This is a genomic window from Dongia sp. agr-C8, assembly GCF_054658695.1.
Map to the genome: position 1 here is coordinate 181161 of NZ_BAAGHZ010000004.1, position 16360 is coordinate 197520.

A 16360-nucleotide genomic window follows, 5' to 3' on the forward strand; every position below is an offset into this window, starting at 1 on the left:
GCTGTGATGACGCGCCGAATCTGCCAGTGGTCTACGGGGTGCCTACGCGCCGAAGGTCAGCGCCTTCTCCGGCAGTGCCTGCTTCAGGGCCGAGGCGAGCACCGTCCAGTGCATGGTCTCGTCGGCGGCGAGACGACCAGCTACCTGGGCGAGGTCCTTGTTCTCGAAGGCGGGGATCACGCCGAGATAGGCGTTGGCGGCACCCTTCTCGAGCTTGGCCGCCAGGGTCAGCACGTCGGCCTGGGACTTCAGCGACCCGGCATTGAGCGCCTGCGCGTAGTCGTTCATCGACTTCTCGGCGACCGGCATGCCGCCCATGCTCTTGATCGCCGCGACCAGCGCATCGCGATGCTGCTTGTGGTGGCTCTGGAACGAGACCGCGATATCCAGCACCGGCTTCTGCAGCAGGCCGCTCTCGGCGCCGAGCTGGTAGGCGTTGATCGCCTCATGTTCGAGGCCCAGTGCCACGTTCAGCGTGTTGACGTCGCCTTCCGAGGCCATGGTCGTGGCCATGGTGTTCTTGCAGCCGCCGAGGATCGCGATCGCGGCGGCGCTGAGCGTGGTGACGCCCGCGGCGCGGAACATCTGGCGCCGGCCCAAATCGATACCCTCAGAGTTGAACCCTTGGGGGCGGATGATGGTGGTATTGGCAGTTTCCAGCTTCGACATGTCTGCACTCCCGTTTTCATGTCGGCGCGCCGATCGCGTCGCCGTGCTGGAACTACGGGGGGTCTCGCGGGGTGGATGTGTGACGGCCGTCACAAAGCTCGAGTGGGCGCTAGTTTCCGGCCAGGTGGAAGACGCCGGTGTAGAGCACGGGCCCGGTCGGGGCGCCGCTGGCCGAGCCGCCGCTGGGCTCCAGGCTGACTGCGAGCATGGTGCCGGGTTGGATCAGTGCCGCCCGCATCTGGTCGATCGGCCGTTCGATCCGCTCGGCGGCCTTCAGCACGCCGAGGGATACCGGGCTCTTGCCCGGCGGCAGCACCCAGAGCTCGTAGTCCTTGCCCGCGCCGGCGCCCGGCGCCTGGGCCAGCATCACCATCTGGCGGCGGTCCTGGTCGATCTGGAACACGACCACGTTGTTGCTGCCGGTCTCCTCGCGCAGCATCGCATAGCCGCCGAGCTTCGGCGGTTGCGGGGTGAGGAGGAAGACCAGGGCGACCGCGACCGCCGCGCCGATGGCCGACGCCCCGAACGTCCAGGCCAGCCAGCGGATGATGCTGAAGGGCCGCGCTGCGGGCGCCTCGGCGCCGATACGGGAAAGGATTCGGTCGCGCAGGGCCGGCGGCGGTGCGACGGGTGCGACCGAATCGGCCAACGGCTGCAGGCGTTCCGACCAGGCGGCGACGGCGCGGCGCAGGGACTCGTCGCGGCCGAGCGCCGCCTCGAAGGCGGCGCGCGCGTCGCCGGCCAGCGTGCCCAGCACATACTCTGCGATTCGGGCGTCGCGGTCTTCCGGGCTCATGTTCATGGTGTCGGTCATGGTTCGAGACAGCCTTTGAGGCGCTGCAGCCCGCGCCGGATCCAGCTCTTCACCGTGCCCAGGGGCGCGGCGATGCGGGCGGCGAGTTCCTCATGGGTGAGGCCGTCGAAATAGGCCAGCAGGATCGCGCGCTTCTGAACCTCCTCCAGCTGCTCCAGGCAAGCCGCCAGCCGGCGCGCGGCCTCGCCCGAGATCGTGAGATCGAGCGCCGAGGGAGCGGGGTCCTCGACCTCCGGCATAGCGTCGCCGCTGGGCTCCAGCCGCGCCGTGCTCTCGCGCCGCAGCCGGTCGAGCGCGCGGTTCCGCAGGATCACTGTCAGCCAGGCCTTGCCCGAGCCGAGTTCGCGGCGATATTCACCGGCGCTGCGCCAGGCCGAGATCAGGGCTTCCTGCAACACGTCCTCGGCCCAATCGCGTCTCTTCAGGATACGCAGCGCAAGGCCGAATAGTTGCGGCGCCGCGGCATCGTAGAGCGCGCTGAAAGCGGCCCGGTTGCCCGCGGCGCTGGCTTCGATCAGGGATTCCAGTTCGGACATGTCTCTGGCATTGGCCCCATTCCCCCGGGGGGATCATTAGCGGCGATTGGTGCGGGTTGCAATCGGGCCCGGGCGGGTGAGGGCTGGCGGTTGGGTTCCTTTCCAGCGTCGGATGGCGCCCTGCCGATGTCGCCTTTCCGCATGTCGATACAACCCGCCGCTCAACATGATAGACACGAAACAAGACGATTCTGCCCAATGAATCCGAAAGGAAGGTGCGATGAGTGAAGCGGTCAAGGTGGTGAAGCGCGGGCATGTGCTCGAAGTGACGCTGGACCGGCCGAAGGCGAATGCGATCGACGTGGCGACCAGCAAGGCGCTGGGCGAGGCCTTCGTGCGGTTGCGCGACGATCCGGAGCTTCGGGTCGGCATCATGACCGCGGCCGGCGACCGCATCTTCTCCGCCGGCTGGGATCTGAAAGCCGCCGATCGCGACAACCTGGTCGGCCGCTGGTGGGAGACCGACTACGGGCCGGGCAGCTTCGCCGGCCTGACCGAGCTTTGGGATCTCAACAAGCCGGTGATCGCCGCGCTGAACGGCCTCGCCTTCGGCGGCGGCTGGGAGTTGGCGATCGCCTGCGATCTGATCATCGCCGCCGAGCATGTCGAGTTCGCACTGCCCGAATTGCCGCTCGGCATCGTGCCGGATTCCGGCGGCGTGCAGCGAGTGCCCAAGCGGCTGCCGCACAACATCGCGATGGAGATCCTCCTGCTCGGCCGGCGCATGTCGGCCCAGGAGGCGCATCACTACGGCATGGTGAACAAGGTGGTGCCCAAGGACAAGCATCTCGATGCCGCGCGCGAATGGGCCGACATCATCGCGACCGGCGCGCCGCTCACCATCCAGGGCCTGAAGGAATGCCTGCGCGAGATGGACGGCAAGTCGGTCCGCCAATCCTTCGATCTGATCCGCAGCGGCACCATGAAGGCCTATGAGAAGGCCGTGCAGTCGGAGGATGCGAAGGAGGGGGTGAAGGCCTTCGCCGAGAAGCGGAAGGCGAATTTCCGCGGCGTCTAGCCCGCCCGCATGCCCGCTGTTTCCGTCATCATCGCCGCGCTCGACGCCCATGATACGTTGGGCGCGGCGATCGACAGCGTGCTCGCCCAGGACTTCTCCGACTTCGAGATCGTCATCGCGCCGGACGAGCCGGCGGATTATGCGGCTTTCGCCAAGCGCGATCCGCGGATCCGCGTGCTCGACGGCGTGCCGGCGCCGACCGGCCCTGGCCCGGCGCGCAACCGCGCACTCGCCGCGGCGAAGGGGGAATGGATCGCGCTGCTCGATGCCGACGATCTCTGGTCGCGGAATTATCTCGGTGCTCTGATGCGCGCAGCGGCGCCCATTGGTGCCGCGTTCGGTAGAACCTCGGTTCTGGACGAAAACGATCGAGAGTTGCGGTCTATTCCATCGCAAAACTACCGCGGTCCGGCAAATTTTTCAGTCTTCGCGCGTGCCTTCGGCTCGTTTCACGGCATCGCCCGTCGCGGCTCGGATCGCGGTTGGCGCAATCTCTTCGCCGAGGACGTCCTGTTTGACATGGAGACGCTGTCGCAGGTCGGCGGTGTGGCGCCCTACGTGCCGGAAGCAGTCTACATCCTGTGTTCGCGCGCTCAATCCGCGACCCGCAGCGCTTCCTTCATTGGAGATATCGGAAAGCATTACGCGACAATCATCGATAAGATCGCGGCAGGACGAACCATGATTGGTTCGCAGCATCGCGCCGATGCCGTCGCCGTCTTCGAGTCCTGGGCGGAAATGAATGACAGATTCCTGCAAGCCCGTGCGGCCGATCCTCTTTTGAAATATCAAAACTATATCTTCAGCCTCAAGCTGTGAGACGGATTCGGGGATTTGCAATTTCTTGGCGAAACAGTCGCGATTTTTTTTGCAAGCCCGACTTGGTCTTGTCATAGTGTAACCGCCGGTTGCCGTTGGATTGAACGTATAACCCCACGGCGTCGACGAATCCGACGCGCCGCGTTCGGCACTTGATCGATCGGAGAGGGATCAGGACCCGCAGGATCGACTCGATCGGATGACCGATCGACCTCCGCGATCGAGCTGAATGTCCGGTTTTGTTCATTGTTCTCGGCACGTGGTGTCGCAGACAGTCTGAGGGAGAGAAGATTATGGTGCGCAAGCGCAAGTCCTCCGGCCGCATGGCCAGCAAGGGCTTCCCCAATCCGATCGACGTGCACGTCGGCAACCGTATCCGGCTCCGCCGGACCCTGCTCGGCATGAGCCAGGAGCGGCTCGCCGAGCAGATCGGACTGACCTTCCAGCAGGTCCAGAAGTACGAGCGTGGCACCAACCGCGTGAGCTCGAGCCGCCTGTTCGACCTCTCCCGGGTGCTCGACGTTCCGATTCGCTATTTCTTCGAGGAAATGAGCGCCGGCGTCGAGAGCCAGAGTCCCGGCCAGCTGCACGGCGCGGCGCCGAGCCTGCCCGGCGAGGAGCACGACCCGATGGCGCGCCGCGAGACCCTGGAACTGGTCCGCGCCTACTACAAGATCCCCGACCAAGCGGTGCGCAAGCGCATCACCGATCTCGCCCGCGCCCTCGCGCGCTCGGCCTGACGACGTTGGCGGCGCGCCGGCTTCCGCCGGCGCGCCCCGCAACTCTCCGGAAAACTAGGCGACCTTCTGCAAGGTCGGCGCGCTGATCAGCTCGGTCAGCGTGGCGAAGAATCGTCCATAACCGTCCATGAAGGCGTCGGCGCCGGCCGTGATCTCGGCCGTGCAGTCGGGCCGCCGCGTCAGATAATCGCGGACGGCGGTGCGGCTGCTCGCGCCATGCATCGGCTCGACCTGGGTGTGGATGAAGTAGAAGCCGAGCTTCGGATCGTCCGGTCCGCAGAGGCCGTAATGCGCCGCATGCGCCTGCAGCCCCTCGAGGCAGAGCGTGAATTCGACATCCGAGGTCAATTCCGAGGCCAGGTGGAAGCCGAGGCTCTCACCGAGCGGACGGCGGCGATAGAAGAGGGCGGTCAGCGCCGCCATCTCTCGGGCGGCCTGGGTAATCCCGACCGGATCGTCCAGTGCGGCCCGCGTCACGCCGAAGGCCGCCGCGGTATCGAGGAAGAAGGCGTGATGCGAAGCCTGCACGCCGCGCCGTAGCTGGTGCAGGCCGAACTCGTCCACCGCGGAATAGAGGATCTGCGCGCCCTTCTCGACGGCGCCGAACCGCGCCTGCGGCATCCAGTCGTCGGTCAGCCGCAACGCCAGCGCGAGAATCCCGCCCGGCACCTCGCGGAAGAACTCCCCGGTCGAGGCAAAGAAGAGCTGGAGACCCGCGGCATCGAGCGGCCGCTTGCGCAATTGCTCCCCGAAACGCCGGAGTGCGAACATGCCGGGATGGGACTCGATCCGGAGGGTGGCCGACTCCACCTCGGTCTCTGGAGCGGAAATAGGCGTAAAAGCCTGATTTGATTGGCTCGGGACGGTCGAAAGACCGGTTGAATCATTCATGGGATAGTGCTCCTGCATGGGTTTGAAAAACGTTGAAGTTCAACTTGTTATCTCACCTCGCTGGTGCAGCGAGGTGATCCATGCTGGACGAAGTTGCAACCTTGGTATATCACATGACTGGGGTATGCCCGTTTTAGGCGAGACCATTCAAGGTGTATAGTCCCAGGAGCGCGCCAGCCGATGTCCGGTGAGCCAGCAACCCTCAACACCGCGCAGACCATCGCCCAGGCGCTGCGCGAACAGATTCTTTCCGGCGAGCTCGCGCCGCATACCCGGGTCACCCAGCGCGACCTTGCGGCGAAGTTCGGCTTCTCGCCGATGCCGGCGCGGGACGCGGTGAAGATGCTGCTGGCCGAAGGCCTGGTGGTCCAGGAGGGCAGCAAGACCATCGTCGTCGCACCGACGAACAACGAGGACTTCATCGAGATCATGGACCTGCGCACGCTGCTCGAGCCGCGCGCGCTGGAACTGTCGATCCCGCACCTCACGGAAGCCGACTTCGCGGCGGCGCGCGAAGCACTGGCGCGGTCGGGCAAGACCCGCGATCTCCGCCAGGTGGTCGCCGACCACTGGGACTTCCACCGCGCCCTGTATCGCCGCGCGGGGCGGCCGCGCCTGCTCGCGCTGATCGAGCAACACCACAATCTTCTGGTGCGCTATCTGCTGCCGCAGTGGGGGCAGTACGGCGTCATGGACGATTGGGCCGGCGACGAGATGGCGTTGATGGAACTGGTCGAGCAGCGCAAGATCGAAGCGGCGGTCGCCTGGCTGAAGGAAGATCTCGCGGTCGCCAAGGACCGCGTGGTCCGGACGGCGCGGCAATAATCCACCGCCATTGCCGGGCTTGACCCGGCAATCTCGCGCAGCTTGGAACCAGATGCGCGGCCCCGTCCGCGAATGCGGGCATTCGTCCGCTGCGCCCGGGCATGACGATTGAAGTCAGTTCTCCAGCGGCCGCAGCAGCGCCCGCGAGATGATGTGGCGCTGGATCTCCGAGGTGCCGTCCCAGATCCGCTCGACCCGCGCGTCGCGCCAGAGGCGCTCGACGCCGGTCTCCTCCATCAGCCCCATGCCGCCGAAGATCTGCACCGCGTTGTCGGTGACTCGCGCCAGCATCTCGGTCGCGAACAGCTTGGCCATCGCATAATCCTGGTCCTGCGCCGTGCCCTGCTCGGTCTTCCAGGCGGTCTGCAGCACGATCAGGTTCGCGCATTCGATCTCGGTCGCCATGTCGGCGAGCTTGAACGAGGTGCCCTGGAACTTGCCGATGGCCTGGCCGAACTGCTTGCGCGTGGCGGCCCATTGCGTCGCCATCTCCAGCGCCCTTTGTGCACGCCCGACGCATTGTGCCGCGACGGTCAATCGCGTGGCGCCGAGCCAGGTATTGGCGACGTCGAAACCCTTGTGCACTTCGCCCAGCACCTGGCGCTTGTGCACCCGCGCCTTGTCGAAGGCGAGCTCGCAGTGGTGGAAGCCGCGATGGCTGACCGAGCGCGAGCCCTTGGTGACGGTCAGGCCCGGCGTGTCCTTGTCGATCAGGAAGCTGGTGATCAGCTTCTTCGGTCCCCGCGGGGTGTCCTGCACGCCGGAAGCCGCGAACAGGATGATGTAGTCGGCGACATCGGCATAGGAGATGAAATGCTTGGTGCCGGTGATGACGAAGTCGTCGCCGTCCTGCACCGCGCGCGTCGCCATCGACTTCACGTCCGAGCCGGCATTGGGCTCGGTGATGCCGAGGCATTCGATCCGCTCGCCGCGGATCGTGGGGAGCAGGTAGCGCTGCTGCTGCTCTGCGTTGCAGGCCCTGAGGATGTTGCTCGGCCGGTGCACCGCGTATTGCAGGGCGAAGCTGGTGCGCCCCAGCTCGCGCTCCATCAGGGTGAAGGCGACATGGTCGAGCCCGCCGCCGCCGAGTTCCTCCGGCATGTTGGCGGCATAGAGCCCGGTCGCCTGGGCGCGTTCGTGGATCTGCTGGATCAGCTCCGGCCGCACCGCGTCGGTCTTCTCGACCTCGTTCTCGTGAGGCACCAGCTCCGCGTCGACGAAAGCGCGGACCGTGTCCACCAGCATGCGCTGCTCTTCGGTGAGGCCGAAATCCATGGCTCAGTCCTTCTTCGGCGGTAGCCCGATCGAACGGCCGGCGTTCTTGTGCCGCGGCAGGTCCCGGTGCAGGCGCCAGATGTCGTCGATCCGGCCCAGCACCGGCGGCAGCCAGGGCGCGCCCTTCGGTCCGCTCATGTCGATCGACATCAGCATCTGCTCGTTGGTGGCGACGATCTCGGCCTCGTTGCCGCGGTGCATGGTGTGGAAGATGTGCAGCCTTTTCGCATCATAGGCAATGAGCTGCGTGTCGATCCGCACCTCGGCGCCGCCTTTCACCTCGAGCATGTAATTGGTGTGCATCTCGAGGGTGAACAGCGTGTGGTTGGTGGCCGCGCGCTCTTCCGGCCCGAGGCCGATATGTGCCATCAGCGCGGTGGTCGCATCGCTGAAGATCACCGTGTAATAGCCGTCGTTCAAGTGGTTGTTGTAATCCACCCAACCGGGCTGCACGACCGCGCGATGAAGCGTGAGGAGCGCCACATTAATCCTCGTACTTCCAGCCGTGCCGCGCCTTCGCGTTGGTGATCGCGGCGATCACGTCGATGATGCAGTCGTCGCGCAGCCGCTCCAGCTCCTTGATCGAATGCGTGCCGGCCTGCTTCTCGGTGCCGTCGACGATCTTGTCGATGATCTCGTCGGTCAGCTTCGGCGCCTTCAAATGCGTCCAGGGCAGTTCCAGCGCCGGGCCGAACTGGGCCAGGAAGTGGCGCATGCCGGCGTCGCCGCCCGCCATGTGATAGATCATGTACATGCCGAAGAACGACCAGCGGATGCCGAAGCCGAAGCGGATCGCGTCGTCCAATTCGCCGGTGGTGCAGTAATCGTCGTTGATCATATGCATGCCTTCGCGCCAGACCGCCTCGAGCAGGCGGTCGGCGAGGAAGCCCGGGACTTCCTTGCGCACGTGAAGCGGTCGCATGCCGAGCGACTTGTAGAATTCGATCGCGATCTGCTTGGCCTCGTCCGTGGTCCACTTCGAGCCGCAGACCTCGACCAGCGGCAGGAGATAGACCGGGTTGAACGGATGGCCGACCAGGCAGCGCTCCGGGTGCTTCGCTTCCTTGTAGAAGTCCGACGGCAGCAGGCCCGAGGTCGAAGAGCCGAAGATCGCACCGGGCTTTGCCGCCGCGGTCGCCTGGGCGTGCATCTTCACCTTCAGTGCCTCGTTCTCCGGCGCGCTTTCCTGGACGAAGTCGGCATCCTTCACCGCTTCTTCCATGGTCGAGACGAATTTCAGCCGGTCCTGCGAGGCGCCGGGCTTCAGGCCGACCTTGGTCAGCGCCGGCCAGGCATTGGCGACGTTGGCGCGCAGGGTCGCTTCGGCATTCTTGCCGGGATCCCAGGCGACCACATCCAGACCATTCGCCAGGAAACGCGAGGCCCAGCCGCTGCCGATGACGCCGGCGCCGAGGATGGCGGCGGTCTTGATATCCTTCGCTGCAATCAATGCCATGATCTCAAACCTCAGTTCCTGGCCTTCAGGCCGAGCTTCTTGCGGCCTTCCGCCGGGGTGAGCGGGCGGGCGCCCAGACGCGTGATGATCTCGCAGGCGCGCTCGGTGAGCGACCCGTTCGACGCATGCACGCCCTTGTCGAGCCAGATGTTGTCCTCGAGGCCGACCCGGACGTTGCCGCCCAAGAGCATCGCCTGCGCGACCATCGGCATCTGCATGCGGCCGATGCCGAACCCGGCCCAGAGCGCGCCGTCCGGCAGGTTGTCGACCATCGCCTTCATCGTGGTGGTGTTGGCTTCCGCACCCCAGGGAATGCCGAGGCAGAGCTGGAACAGCGGCGCGCCGTCGAACAGGCCTTCCTTCACCATCTGCTTGGCAAACCACAGGTGACCGGTGTCGAAGATCTCGAGCTCCGGCTTCACGCCGAGCTCCTTCACGCGTTTGGCGCCGGCGCGCAGCATGTTCGGGGTCGAGATATAGGTGTAGTCGCCGTCGCCGAAATTGAGTGTGCCGCAATCGAGCGTGCACATCTCCGGCAGCAGCGCTTCCACATGCGCCAGGCGCTCCAGCGGGCCGACGAGATCGGTCGCCTTGCCGAACTTGAACGGATCCTCGCCGCCCCCGATCTCGAGATCGCCGCCCATGCCGGCGGTCAGGTTGATGATGATGTCGGTGCCCGAGGAGCGGATCCGGTCCACCACCTCCTTGTAGAGGTTGACGTCGCGGCAGCCCTTGCCGGTCTCCGGGTCGCGGACATGGCAATGGGCGACGGTGGCGCCGGCTTTCGCGGCCTCGATCGCCGCGTCGGCGATCTGTTTCGGCGTCACCGGAATGGCCGGATGCTTGCCGACGGTGTCACCGGCGCCGGTCACCGCGCAGGTAACGATCACTTCGTAGTTCATGCTGTCCCTCCCAAGAATCGTGGCGGGATGGTCGGCTCCGGGCGAGGGCATGGCGTGAGGAATCCCGACAAGCCATTGTCGGTTTCCGCCGGGGAGCCGCCGGGGGAAGCCTAGCCGCCGAGCGCCACGTTGATCATGCACATGCCGATGCCCAGGACCGCCACCGTCAGCCCGACTTTCCAGGGCGCGATGTCGGTGTAGGAACCCCAGCGGTAGCCGCCGATGAACAGCAGGGCGACCTGGATGCCGTTGGAGACGCGGAGCGCGAGGCTCTCGTCGGCAATGATGAAGAAGGGGATGGCGCAGGGAATGGCGGTGAAGGTCACCAGAACGAAGATGATGAAGGCGGCGACCAGGTCTTCGCGCGTGACCTTGATCCGCGCCGGCGTGGCGCGCCGGCCGAGCGCCAGGATCGAGCGGTAGAGCTCATCGCGCTCGGCGTCGGCGATGTTCAGCGGCTGGTCCTCCAGCCCGAACTGATCGGCGACGGCCGCCAGCGCCGCCTTGTCGTCGGTGGTCTCGCGCAAGGTGCGGAAGAACATGGCGCGCTGACTGCGGAAGAACAGGTTGCCCACGACGTAGAGCACGGCATCGATGATGCCCCAGGCGATGTTGCAGCCGATCGCGCCGACGATGAGATCCTGGCGGTCGAACTCGCCCTTGGCGAGGAAGAAGCGCGCGCCGACAGTGAAGGTGAGCGTCATGATGATGCCGAACATCACCTCGCCCAGCGCGTCGCCGGGATCGAGATAACGGTGGATGACCGGTCCGCGGCGCAACTTCATCCTCCATTCGCTGGTTTGCCGACCGAGCGGCCGCCGAGGCCCTGCGGGTCGGAAAGGCGGGCGACGGCGAGGTCTTCGGGAAACTCGTGCAGCTTTGTGAGGGCACGGTCCAGCAGCTCGAGCTCGTGCTGGAGCGCGGGATGGCGCGACGGCGGCAGGATCTCGATCAGGCTTTCGATCATGGCCCGCAAGCGCCGCGAGATCTGGAAGTTCCCCGCGCCATAGAGCCGGATCTCGGCAAAGGTCAGATGGACGAAGTCTTCCCAGTTCGGGGTGCGGGCGATCGCCCGCAGCGCGCCGGCGGGGTCGTAATTCTCGTCGTTGCGGAGCTGGCGCAGCCCGACGGCGCGCAGCAGGCGCTGCAGCTGGTCGATCGCCAGCACGGCGGTGGTCGGGTCGTTGATCGCCGCCGACAGCGCCTTGATCGCGATATCGACCACGATCCGGAAGGCGAAGGTGGCATCCTGGTCGATGGTGCGCTCCGGCCCGAAGGCGACCGTCCCGCGCAGCAGTCGCTCGTCGACGGGGGCGCTTCCGCCATAGACCCGGAACAACGCCTCGTCGGAACCGACGAAGTCGCCGACCATCGGCACCAGCTCGATCACCGCATCGGCCCGGCGCGCCAGCGCCATGATCGCCTTCAGGTTGATCGCCAGCAGGATCGCGGAATGCCCCTCATGGGTGACCACCTGGCGCGGCGGCGGCAGCGCAGCGCCGGCCCGCGGTGGCGCGCCGTCCGCCGCCAGGCGTTGCGGATAGACGTCGCGGATGGCGGCGCGGCCCTTCTCGCCGACCAGCCAGAGGACGCTGACCGGCCGCAGCATCCGGGCGCCGTAGTCGATCAGGAACAGGAAGGCGGCGAGCGACGCGAGCCCGAGCAGGGCGGCGATCAGCGAGGAAAGCTGGGCCGGCCCCGACTCCAGCCGGGCCGAGGTCCCCATGGCGAACAGGAAGGTGAAAATCAGCAGGCCGATGATGCCGCGCAGCGCGTTGTTGCTGAGCAGGGTGGAGGCGATGATCCGGGGAGTGAGTTGGCCGCCCGCCACCTGGATCGCCACCAGCAGCGAGCCGAGGGTGAAGATCAGGAAGGTCAGGGTGAGGTTGACGATGGTCTGGACCACCACCCGCGGTCCGGCCGGGCCCAGGAACCAGTCGGGCTGCCAGGGCACCAGCCCCTCGATCGTCCCGACCACCCGGATCGCCACGACGTAGAGCAACACGGCCAGAAACGGCACGATCCAGAGCGACGATCGCACGTAGCTTCTCAGGCTGTACCACTGGTTCCAGAGCATGCCCTTCCCCGATCCTCGGCCTGGTCCCGAGCCGAGCAACCCAGTTCGACGACTAGGCGATCGGGCGCCAAGGGGGGAGTACGGACGCGCTATTTACCGTAACGGAGCGGACTAGGCTTGACCTGCCGCGGGCCTCGGGCGGCCACGGCTCAGCGCAAGGCCGGCATGATCCCGGCTTCGACGCGGCGGCGCTCGCTGGAGGGGGCCTTGCCGGTCCAGGCGTGGTAGCTCCGCGAGAAATGCGCCGCGCTGCCGAAACCGCAGGCGACCGCGATCTCGACCACCGGCATGTCGGTATATTGCAGCAGCGCCCGGGCGCGCTGCAGCCGGAGATCGAGGTAATAGCGCCGCGGCGCCATGTTGAAATGCTTGTGGAACAGCCGCTCGAGCTGGCGCAGCGACAGGCCGGCGGCGTCGGCCAGCTTCTCGGCGTCGAGCGGGTCCTCTAGATTGCTTTCCATCAGCGCGATGGCGCGGGCGAGGCCGCTATGGCTGATGCCCTGGCGCACCCGGGGCTCCATGCGCTGGCGGTCCAGCGGGTCGCGGATCTGGGCATGGATGAACTGCTCCGAGACCGCGGTCGCCAGCCGGTGGCCATGCTGCAGCGATATGAGGTGCAGCATCATGTCGAGCGCCGCGGTGCCGCCGGCGCAGGTCAGCCGGTTGCGGTCGATGATGAAGAGGGCGTTCTCGACCTCGACCTTGGGGAAGGTCTCGCGGAAGGAATCCAGGCTCTCCCAATGGGTGGTGGCGCGGTAGCCGTCGAGCAGCCCGGCCCGGGCCAGGATGAAGCTGCCGGTGTCCATGGCACCGAGATCGGCGCCGGCGCCGGAGAGCTTCAGCAGCCAGGATTTGATGCGCCGGTCGTAATGCCGCTCCGGCTCGAAGCCGGCGCAGATCACCAGCATGGGATAGAGCGGGGCATCGTCCAGCGCGCGGTCGGCGACCAGCGACATGCCGTTCGACGCCTCCACCGACTTGCCGTCGCGCGAGACGATCTCCCAGCGATAGAGTTCGCGGCCGGCCAGCCGGTTGGCCACGCGCAGCGGCTCGACGGCGGAGACGAAGGCCATCATTGAGAACTGCGACAGCAGCAGGAATCCCAGCGTCTGGGGCGCTTCGATCGCCGGCATGGCCAGCATGGCAGGCAGGTCCCGTCCCGTTTGCGGCGTTGCGGGAGACATTCGGGGCTCCCCGGCACCCTATGTCGCTCAATCTAACGCCCATGTCGCAATTGCGCAATCGCGCCAGACCCATACGGCATAAAGGGTTAAGCACAGGGATGGCAGATCGAACCCGGGGCAACAGGGTTCGCCGAGGGGCTTGGAAAATACAGGCGGAGCGACAGCGCGGCGGTGCCGCGGGCTTTCGCACATCTTCGCTTCCGCATCGGGCCGCTTGCGCATCCGGCGCCGGAGGCGGCGGCGTATCTGGGAGTCATCCGATTGGCACGAAGCAGGTGCTATCGGTGGCGGCGCATCAGGAACGCGTATGGGTAGGTGAGTTCTTGGAATGCCGGCTGAGGCTTATTGCGACGGGTTGGGTCTTTCTGCATAGTGGTTATTAAGAACGGCCCGGGCCTCGCCCGCAAAACCGTCACGCAACAGACGCCGCTCCGACATAGTGTCGTTTGCGGCAAACAGGAGGGAGAGCATGAATCGCTGGGACGAACTGCAACTTGCTGCCGTTGAGGGAAAGATCAGCCGGCGCGACTTTATGCGTCGCGCGGCCGCCCTTGGCATCACCACGACGCTGGCTTCGGGCATTCTGAGCTCGGCCGGCTACGCCGCCACGCCGAACAAGGGCGGTCTGTTCCGCCTCGGCATGGAAGGCGGCTCGCCGTCGGACTCGCTCGATCCGCGCACCTATGCTGACTCGGTGATGATCCATGCGTCGCTGACCGTCTGCAACAACCTGGTCGAGTTCGACGAGAAGGGCCAGCCGACCGGCGAGCTGTTCGAGAGCTGGGAAGTGAAGCCCGGCGCCAAGGAGTGGATCTTCAACGTCCGCAAGGACATCACCTTCTCCAACGGCAAGACGCTCGACGCCGACGACTGCATCTACTCGATCCAGATCCACCGCGGCGAGACCAAGTCGCCGGCCAAGGGCATTCTCGAGCAGATCAGCGAGATCAAGGCGCTCAACAAGAACCAGGTCGCGATCACGCTGGCCGATGGCAACGCCGACTTCCCGGTCATCCTCGGCGACTACCACCTGATCGTGGTGCCGAAGGACTTCAACGACTGGGATCACCTGGTCGGCACCGGTGCCTATGAGCTGGACGGCGATCCGGAATACGGCGTCCGTTTGGGCTTCAAGAAGCGCGACGGCGAGTACTGGAAGCCGGGCCGCGGCAACTTCGACGCGGTCGAGATCCGCAACATCCAGGACCAAGCGGCCCGCACCGCGGCGCTGCAGTCGAACGAGATCGACGCGGCCAACCGCCTCGACGCGCGCACCGTGAAGAAGCTGATGGAGGACAAGAACCTCCAGATCGTCCGCACCAAGGGCACCGGCAACCGCTACTGCTTCGTGACCCGGGTGACCGACGATCCCTACACCAACAAGGATCTCCGCACCGCGCTCAAGTATGCGATCGACCGCGAGAAGATCATCGAGCAGGTCTACAGCGGCTTCGCCGTTCCGGGCAACGACCACAACCTCGACGCCCTGAACCCGTTCTACAACACCGCCATGCCGCAGATGAAGTACGACCCGGACAAGGCCGCCTTCCACTTCAAGAAGGCCGGCGTGTCCATGCCGATCGATCTGCAGACCTCGGAAGGCGCTTGGAACTCGGCGGTCGATTGCGCCCAGCTGTTCCAGGAGTCGGCGAAGAAGGCCGGCGTTCCGCTCAACGTGAAGAAGGTCTCGGGCGACGGTTACTGGGACAACGTCTGGCTCAAGGTGCCGTTCTGCGCCGTGTATTGGGGCCGTCGCATGTCGGCCGACCAGTCGTTCACCCAGGTGTTCGGCGAGGCCTCGGACTGGAACGACACCAACTGGAAGGTGCCGGAGTTCCAGACGCTCATCAAGCAGGCCCGCGCCGAGACCGACCAGGCCAAGCGCAAGGAGATGTACTGGAAGGCCCAGGAGATGATCGCCGACGACGGCGGCTTCATCTGCTTCGCCATCACCGACTATCTCGACGGCTACTCGAGCAAAGTCGCAGGCATCAAGCCGCACAGCCGTTACGACCTGGACGACAACCGGGCCGCGGAAAAGGGCTGGTTCGCGTAAGCGGGCCGATCGTGGCGGAGCCGGGTCCAAAGCCCGGCTCCGCGCGCGAGCCAGTGTCGATGTCGGTTGTTCTGGCCGGTACTCGGTATTCATATTTCCTGATGTGTTGATCGGCAGTCCAAGGGGGACGGCGCGATGGGAAGAACTATTGCGATTCGGGTTGTCCTCGGACTGCTGACGCTGCTCGGCGTCAGTATCCTCGTCTTCGCCGCCACCGAGATCCTGCCGGGCGACGTCGCCACGGCGGTGCTCGGGCAGGGCGCCACGCCGGAGACCGTGGCAGTGTTCCGCAAGGAGCTCGGCCTCGACCAGCCGGCCTACCTGCGCTACCTGCAATGGCTGGGCGGCGCGATCCAGGGCGACTTCGGCGTCGCCCTCACCAACAAGCGCGACATCGTCAAGACCATGTCGCCGAAACTGTTCAACACGCTGTTCCTGGCCGGCTACGCGGCGCTCATCGCCGTGCCGCTTGCGGTCGGCCTCGGCATCCTGGCCGCGATCAAGGAAGGCAAGTGGGTCGATAAGACCGCGAACATCGTCTCGCTGGCCGCCATCTCGATGCCGGAATTCTTCCTCGGCTATCTCTTCATCTTCTTCTTCTCGGTGCAGCTCGGCTGGTTCCCGTCGCTGGCGACGGTCTACAACAGCATGCCCTTCGACAAGCGGATCTACGTCGTGGCCATGCCGGCGGTCTGCCTCACCCTGCTGGTGACCGCGCATATGCTGCGCATGACTCGCTCCTCGGTGCTGGCGATCATGTCGCAGCCCTATATCGAGATGGCTTTCCTGAAGGGGCTGAGCCGGGCGCGCGTGATCTTCGTGCACGCGCTGCCCAATGCGGCGGCGCCGATCATCACCGTGGTGGCGCTGAACCTCGCCTATCTGATCGTCGGCGTGGTGGTCATCGAATCGGTGTTCGTCTATCCGGGAATCGGCCAGTTCATGGTCGATGGCGTCAGCAAGCGCGATCTGCCGGTGGTGCAGGCCTGCGGCCTGGTCTTCGCCGCCGCCTTCGTGATCCTGAACACGGTCGCCGACGTCTTGAGCATCCTGGTCAATCCGCGCTTGCGGAAGCCGCGGTAGAGCCGAAGAGGGGAC

Annotated in this window: 17 protein-coding genes; 6 read left to right on the top strand and 11 right to left on the bottom strand. The window is 65.8% G+C overall.

Features of this window, described 5'->3' with window-relative positions; translation table 11 throughout:
- Positions 1-42: 42 nt before the first annotated feature.
- The 3 genes from ACYQ4T_RS21070 to ACYQ4T_RS21080 form a co-directional block, all read right to left on the bottom strand.
- Complete coding sequence (locus ACYQ4T_RS21070; protein WP_459858477.1) at positions 43-669, bottom strand: ferritin-like domain-containing protein; 627 nt, start codon at positions 667-669, stop codon at positions 43-45.
- A gap of 109 nt (positions 670-778) precedes the next feature.
- Positions 779-1483, bottom strand: a complete 705-nt coding sequence (locus ACYQ4T_RS21075; RefSeq protein WP_459858479.1) for an anti-sigma factor — start codon at positions 1481-1483, stop codon at positions 779-781.
- Positions 1480-2019 (bottom strand): sigma-70 family RNA polymerase sigma factor, encoded by a 540-nt coding sequence (locus tag ACYQ4T_RS21080; protein WP_459858482.1) that lies wholly within the window; start codon positions 2017-2019, stop codon positions 1480-1482. The genes ACYQ4T_RS21075 and ACYQ4T_RS21080 overlap by 4 nt, the downstream gene beginning before the upstream one ends.
- Before the next feature lie 220 nt (positions 2020-2239).
- On the opposite strand from ACYQ4T_RS21080, the gene ACYQ4T_RS21085 reads away from it, so the two are divergent.
- From ACYQ4T_RS21085 to ACYQ4T_RS21095, 3 genes are all read left to right on the top strand, one after another.
- A complete protein-coding gene (locus tag ACYQ4T_RS21085) occupies positions 2240-3037 on the top strand; it encodes an enoyl-CoA hydratase-related protein (protein ID WP_459858484.1) in 798 nt (265 codons plus the stop codon).
- Between the two features lie 9 nt (positions 3038-3046).
- Positions 3047-3856 (top strand): glycosyltransferase family 2 protein, encoded by an 810-nt coding sequence (locus tag ACYQ4T_RS21090; protein WP_459858486.1) that lies wholly within the window; start codon positions 3047-3049, stop codon positions 3854-3856.
- A gap of 293 nt (positions 3857-4149) precedes the next feature.
- Positions 4150-4596, top strand: coding sequence for a helix-turn-helix domain-containing protein (locus ACYQ4T_RS21095; protein WP_395019987.1), 447 nt, complete (start codon positions 4150-4152; stop codon positions 4594-4596).
- Positions 4597-4650: 54 nt separating this feature from the next.
- Here the strand turns inward: ACYQ4T_RS21095 and ACYQ4T_RS21100 are convergent, their stop codons facing one another.
- Positions 4651-5406, bottom strand: coding sequence for an iron-containing redox enzyme family protein (locus ACYQ4T_RS21100; protein ID WP_459858490.1), 756 nt, complete (start codon positions 5404-5406; stop codon positions 4651-4653).
- A 261-nt stretch (positions 5407-5667) separates the two neighbouring features.
- On the opposite strand from ACYQ4T_RS21100, the gene ACYQ4T_RS21105 reads away from it, so the two are divergent.
- Entirely contained in the window at positions 5668-6312 is a 645-nt protein-coding gene (locus ACYQ4T_RS21105; RefSeq protein ID WP_459858492.1) for a GntR family transcriptional regulator, read from the top strand.
- Between the two features lie 114 nt (positions 6313-6426).
- Here ACYQ4T_RS21105 and ACYQ4T_RS21110 read toward each other — a convergent pair whose 3' ends face one another.
- From ACYQ4T_RS21110 to ACYQ4T_RS21140, 7 genes are all read right to left on the bottom strand, one after another.
- A complete protein-coding gene (locus ACYQ4T_RS21110; RefSeq protein WP_459858495.1) occupies positions 6427-7587 on the bottom strand; it encodes an acyl-CoA dehydrogenase family protein in 1161 nt (386 codons plus the stop codon).
- Between the two features lie 3 nt (positions 7588-7590).
- Complete coding sequence (locus tag ACYQ4T_RS21115) at positions 7591-8070, bottom strand: thioesterase family protein (protein WP_459858498.1); 480 nt, start codon at positions 8068-8070, stop codon at positions 7591-7593.
- A gap of 1 nt (position 8071) precedes the next feature.
- A complete protein-coding gene (locus tag ACYQ4T_RS21120) occupies positions 8072-9043 on the bottom strand; it encodes an L-carnitine dehydrogenase (RefSeq protein WP_459858500.1) in 972 nt (323 codons plus the stop codon).
- Between the two features lie 11 nt (positions 9044-9054).
- On the bottom strand, positions 9055-9945 hold the full coding sequence (locus ACYQ4T_RS21125; protein WP_459858502.1) for a beta-keto acid cleavage family enzyme: 891 nt from the start codon (positions 9943-9945) through the stop codon (positions 9055-9057).
- A 110-nt stretch (positions 9946-10055) separates the two neighbouring features.
- Positions 10056-10730, bottom strand: coding sequence for a hypothetical protein (locus ACYQ4T_RS21130; protein WP_459858504.1), 675 nt, complete (start codon positions 10728-10730; stop codon positions 10056-10058).
- On the bottom strand, positions 10727-12022 hold the full coding sequence (locus ACYQ4T_RS21135; protein WP_459858506.1) for a DUF2254 domain-containing protein: 1296 nt from the start codon (positions 12020-12022) through the stop codon (positions 10727-10729). Before ACYQ4T_RS21135 ends, ACYQ4T_RS21130 begins: the two co-directional genes overlap by 4 nt.
- Positions 12023-12171: 149 nt before the next feature.
- Positions 12172-13164, bottom strand: a complete 993-nt coding sequence (locus ACYQ4T_RS21140) for a GlxA family transcriptional regulator (protein ID WP_459858509.1) — start codon at positions 13162-13164, stop codon at positions 12172-12174.
- A gap of 511 nt (positions 13165-13675) precedes the next feature.
- On the opposite strand from ACYQ4T_RS21140, the gene ACYQ4T_RS21145 reads away from it, so the two are divergent.
- Positions 13676-15262, top strand: coding sequence for an ABC transporter substrate-binding protein (locus tag ACYQ4T_RS21145; RefSeq protein WP_459858511.1), 1587 nt, complete (start codon positions 13676-13678; stop codon positions 15260-15262).
- A gap of 135 nt (positions 15263-15397) precedes the next feature.
- Positions 15398-16345 (top strand): ABC transporter permease, encoded by a 948-nt coding sequence (locus ACYQ4T_RS21150; protein ID WP_459858513.1) that lies wholly within the window; start codon positions 15398-15400, stop codon positions 16343-16345.
- The last annotated feature ends 15 nt before the right edge of the window (positions 16346-16360 follow it).

Bases quoted from the DNA above. Each gene is read 5' to 3' on its own strand.
- ACYQ4T_RS21070 (WP_459858477.1), bottom strand. From the start codon at position 669: ATGTCGAAGCTGGAAACTGCCAATACCACCATCATCCGCCCCCAAGGG.
- ACYQ4T_RS21075 (WP_459858479.1), bottom strand. From the start codon at position 1,483: ATGACCGACACCATGAACATGAGCCCGGAAGACCGCGACGCCCGAATC.
- ACYQ4T_RS21080 (WP_459858482.1), bottom strand. From the start codon at position 2,019: ATGTCCGAACTGGAATCCCTGATCGAAGCCAGCGCCGCGGGCAACCGG.
- ACYQ4T_RS21085 (WP_459858484.1), top strand. From the start codon at position 2,240: ATGAGTGAAGCGGTCAAGGTGGTGAAGCGCGGGCATGTGCTCGAAGTG.
- ACYQ4T_RS21090 (WP_459858486.1), top strand. From the start codon at position 3,047: ATGCCCGCTGTTTCCGTCATCATCGCCGCGCTCGACGCCCATGATACG.
- ACYQ4T_RS21095 (WP_395019987.1), top strand. From the start codon at position 4,150: ATGGTGCGCAAGCGCAAGTCCTCCGGCCGCATGGCCAGCAAGGGCTTC.
- ACYQ4T_RS21105 (WP_459858492.1), top strand. From the start codon at position 5,668: ATGTCCGGTGAGCCAGCAACCCTCAACACCGCGCAGACCATCGCCCAG.
- ACYQ4T_RS21110 (WP_459858495.1), bottom strand. From the start codon at position 7,587: ATGGATTTCGGCCTCACCGAAGAGCAGCGCATGCTGGTGGACACGGTC.
- ACYQ4T_RS21120 (WP_459858500.1), bottom strand. From the start codon at position 9,043: ATGGCATTGATTGCAGCGAAGGATATCAAGACCGCCGCCATCCTCGGC.
- ACYQ4T_RS21125 (WP_459858502.1), bottom strand. From the start codon at position 9,945: ATGAACTACGAAGTGATCGTTACCTGCGCGGTGACCGGCGCCGGTGAC.
- ACYQ4T_RS21130 (WP_459858504.1), bottom strand. From the start codon at position 10,730: ATGAAGTTGCGCCGCGGACCGGTCATCCACCGTTATCTCGATCCCGGC.
- ACYQ4T_RS21135 (WP_459858506.1), bottom strand. From the start codon at position 12,022: ATGCTCTGGAACCAGTGGTACAGCCTGAGAAGCTACGTGCGATCGTCG.
- ACYQ4T_RS21140 (WP_459858509.1), bottom strand. From the start codon at position 13,164: ATGCTGGCCATGCCGGCGATCGAAGCGCCCCAGACGCTGGGATTCCTG.
- ACYQ4T_RS21145 (WP_459858511.1), top strand. From the start codon at position 13,676: ATGAATCGCTGGGACGAACTGCAACTTGCTGCCGTTGAGGGAAAGATC.
- ACYQ4T_RS21150 (WP_459858513.1), top strand. From the start codon at position 15,398: ATGGGAAGAACTATTGCGATTCGGGTTGTCCTCGGACTGCTGACGCTG.